We start from the raw sequence: 2,912 nt of genomic DNA, 5'->3' as shown, positions 1-2,912 counted from the left end.
CGAGGCGTCGACCACGGAGGAGTTGGCGGGCGGTGCCTCGGTGCGGCGCGCCAGCGGGTCCGCGCGGAACGTCGTGCCGCCGTCCGGCCGGGTGATCTGGAACTTGTACAGCTCGCCCGCGCCGAGCCCCGGCACGAACAGTTCCCACACACCGGTGCCGCCGAGCGAACGCATCGGGAAGCCGCTGCCGTCCCAGTAGTTGAAGTCGCCCACGACGCGCACGCCCTGGGCGTTGGGCGCCCACACGGTGAAGCGGGTGCCCGGCACGCCCTGGTGCGTCATCGGCCGCGCGCCGAGCGCGTCCCACAGCCGCTCGTGCCGCCCCTCGCCGATCAGATGCAGGTCGAGCTCGCCGACCGCGGGCAGGAATCCGTACGCGTCCGGGATCTCCAGCTCCGCCTCGGCGTACGTGATGTGCAGCCGGTAGTCGTCCGGTACGGCGCGCAGGGGCACCACGGCAGAGAAGAACCCGTCGCCGTCGTCGAGGAGTTCGGCCCGCAGCTCACCGGCGACGACGGCCACGGACCGTGCGTACGGGCGCAGCGCGCGGAAGACGGTGCCTTCCGCGGTGAGGTGCGCGCCGAGCACGGAGTGCGGGTCGTGGTGGGTCCCGGCGAGCAGCCGCGCGCGGTCCGTGTCCGGCACGGGGGAGCGGGGCGGGGACGCCGCCACCTCGGGCGGCGCCTTGGGCGCGGCGGAGGCCGACCTGGGCTGCGGCACGGCGGCGGAAGCAGCGGGGGCGGCGGGCTCGCGGGCCGCCGCCGTCTTCCGGGATGCCTTCGGGGCGGGCGCCGCGGCCTTGGCCGACTTGGCGGCCTTTGCCGTCTTGGTTGCCTTCGGGGTCTTCGCGGCCTTGGCCGTCCTGGCCGCCTTGGCCGTCTTGGCGGCCCCGGCCGATTCCGCCGCCTTGGCGGCATCCTGCGCGGCCTTCGCCGCCTTGGGGGGCCCGACCTGCTTCGCCGGCTCCGGCTGCGGGGGCGTGGACGTGACCTGGGGGTCGGGCTCTTCCGACGGGGTGCGGGAGGTGGGGCGGCGGGTCACGGGGGAAGCCTCCTGTCAGGGGGTCGGGACGATCAGAGGGAGGCGTCGGACGCCAGCTGGTCGAGGGCGGCCAGCGGCACCGGGAGCCAGTCGGGACGGTGCCGGGCCTCGTACACCGCTTCGTAGACCGCCTTGTCCGTCTCGTGGGCGCGGAGGAGGACGGGGGACGTCCGCGGGTCGTGGCCGTCGACGTCGGCGTAGCCGGCGCAGTAGGCGGCGCGGCAGGTGTCGGCCCATTCGGGGGACCACCGGGACGGGGGCGGGGTCTGATCCGCTCGGGTGGGGCCGGGAGCCGGGGGGATGCTGCGGGCGGCGTAGTCGAAGGAGCGGAGCATGCCCGCTATGTCGCGGGCGGGCGGCTGCGGCATGCGGCGTTCCGCCAGGGGCCGCGCGGGCTCGCCCTCGAAGTCTATGAGGGTCCACTGGCCGGAGGGCGCGCGCAGGAACTGGCCCAGGTGCAGATCGCCGTGCACGCGCTGCGCCGTCAGCGCGGTGCCGCCCTCGGAGGCCAGGTCGGCGAGGGCCCGGTAGGCGGTGCGCAGCGCGGGCTCGTACGGGCGGAGCGCGGGAACGGCCCGCGCCGCGGCCTCCAGGCGTTCCGTCATGCCGCGCGCGAGCAGTTCCACCTGGACGTGGCCGAGCGTCACCGTCGGCAGCGCGGCGGCGAGCGCCGCGTGCACCTCGGCGGTGGCCCGCCCCAGTTCGTACGCCTCGTCGGCGAAGCCCTCGCCCGCCGCGAGGGACCGCAGCGCCAGCGTCCAGCCGTCCGTCGCCCCGCGCAGGAACGGCTGGAGCACGCCGAGTGTCGTCCTGCGCGGCTCGGTGGTCCAGAACCAGGCCACCGGGGCGGGTACGCGCGCGCAGCCCTCGCCGGCCAGCGCCCACGGGACTTCCAGGTCCGGGTTGACGCCGTACTGGATGCGGCGGAACAGCTTCAGGATGAAGGAATCCCCGTACACCAGCGAGGTGTTGGACTGCTCACCGTCGAGCAGCCGGGGCGCGAGCCCGGCGGGCACCACGGTCCGCGCGTCGCGTTCGAAACGCAGCGGTCCGGCCGCGCCCGGGACCCGCAGGCGCTCCAGGAGCAGCCCCGTCGAACGGGGGTCCCGGAGGGCGTCGTACACGTTGAGTCCCGCGAGCGGTCCCACGCTGGGCCGGCCGATGACGGCGTGGTGGAGCCGGGGCGGCAGCTCCTCGCGCATGCCGAGGATCAGCTGGTAGCAGTGCGCGGGCGAACCGGCGTGCCCGGTGCGCAGCAGCAGGTGCAGGCAGCCCGGGTGCAGCTCGGTCATCGACACCACGGCGAGATCCGTGAGCGGCCGGCCCTTGGCCGCGAACCACCGCTGTTGCGGCAGCCACTCCCGGAACAGTCCGGCGAGCGACGTCAGCAGCAGGGGCGGACTGAGGGTGCCCTGCGGGCGAGGTGCGGTCTTCAGCATGCGGCACATCCCTTCATGCGGCTCGTCCCTTCAAAGGCGCGCCGGGGCCGCCGGACGGCGCGGACGCAGGTCGTCGCGCAGCCGGAACCAGTAGAAGCCGTGGCCCGCGAGGGTCAGCAGGTAGGGGAGTTCACCGATGGCGGGGAAGCGGACTCCGCCGATGAGTTCGACGGGGTGGCGGCCGTTGAAGGTCTGCAGGTCGAGTTCGGTGGGCTGGGCGAAGCGGGAGAAGTTGTGGACGCACAGGACGAGGTCGTCGCCGCGTTCGCGCAGGAAGGCGAGGACGGCGGGGTTGGAGGAGGGCAGTTCGGTGTAGGAGCCGAGGCCGAAGGCGGGGTTCTGCTTGCGGATCTCGACCATCCGCCGGGTCCAGTGGAGCAGGGAGGACGGCGATGACATGGCGGCTTCGACGTTGGTGACCTGGTAGCCGTA

3 protein-coding genes are annotated in these 2,912 nt (G+C 74.4%); all 3 read right to left on the bottom strand.

Annotated elements, in window-relative coordinates:
• Positions 1 to 1,041, bottom strand: a 1,041-nt coding sequence (locus STRAU_RS24435) for a GlgB N-terminal domain-containing protein (RefSeq protein WP_472980057.1), incomplete at its 3' end; no start/stop codon positions are given.
• 32 nt (positions 1,042 to 1,073) lie between these two features.
• Complete coding sequence (locus tag STRAU_RS24430) at positions 1,074 to 2,480, bottom strand: maltokinase N-terminal cap-like domain-containing protein (protein WP_016643064.1); 1,407 nt, start codon at positions 2,478 to 2,480, stop codon at positions 1,074 to 1,076.
• A 30-nt stretch (positions 2,481 to 2,510) separates the two neighbouring features.
• The coding region (locus STRAU_RS24425; RefSeq protein WP_037661621.1) for an alpha-glucosidase C-terminal domain-containing protein at positions 2,511 to 2,912 on the bottom strand (402 nt) is incomplete at its 5' end.

Origin of the sequence: Streptomyces aurantiacus JA 4570 (genome assembly GCF_000414115.1) — a bacterium.
Classification (GTDB): Bacteria; Actinomycetota; Actinomycetes; order Streptomycetales; family Streptomycetaceae; genus Streptomyces; species Streptomyces aurantiacus_A.
The sequence above is the reverse complement of the archived record's forward strand: the minus strand, read 5'-3'. Positions and strand labels throughout refer to the sequence as shown.